This is a genomic window from Candidatus Symbiopectobacterium sp. NZEC135 (assembly GCF_025962695.1).
Genome location: NZ_JAGFPF010001446.1, coordinates 1 through 541 on the forward strand (window position 1 = coordinate 1; position 541 = coordinate 541).

General features: G+C 53.2%; 1 protein-coding gene. It reads right to left on the bottom strand.

What is annotated here, in order from left to right:
- Positions 1–531, bottom strand: a 531-nt coding sequence (locus J5224_RS34755; RefSeq protein WP_264629358.1) for an amino acid ABC transporter ATP-binding protein, incomplete at its 3' end; no start/stop codon positions are given.
- Positions 532–541 lie beyond the last annotated feature (10 nt).

Consider the following 541-nt stretch of genomic DNA (forward strand, 5'->3'; position numbering starts at 1 on the left):
TACCCTCACCAATTGGGGGTCCAGTGCCGGTGTCGGTTCATCCAGCAGCAAAATTTGCGGCTCCATCGCCAATGCGCGCGCTATCCCTACCCGCTGCTGCTGCCCACCGGAGAGGTGGCGTGGGTAATAATCAGCACGCTCAGCCAGCCCAACCTTTTTTAATTGGGCCATCGCCACCTTTTTTGCTTTTTCTTTCGGGTATTTTTTGACGATGGTTAAGCCTTCCATTACATTCTCCAGCGCCGTTTTTTGCTGAAACAGGCTGAATTGCTGGAACACCATGGCCGTGCTCTGTCGCAGACGAACCAAGTCACGACGCGGTAATGTCGCAAGATTGAACACCTCGCCAGCGATGGTCACTTCGCCGTGTTCGGGCTGTTCAAGGCGATTGATGCAGCGCAGCAGCGTTGATTTCCCCGCGCCCGAAGAGCCAATAATCGCCATCACGTCCCCTTTCGCGAGGTGGAACGAGATATCATTCAGGATGGTGTCGTTCTGAAAGGTTTTCGATAAATGTTTAATGTCGATCACTGGCTATCGC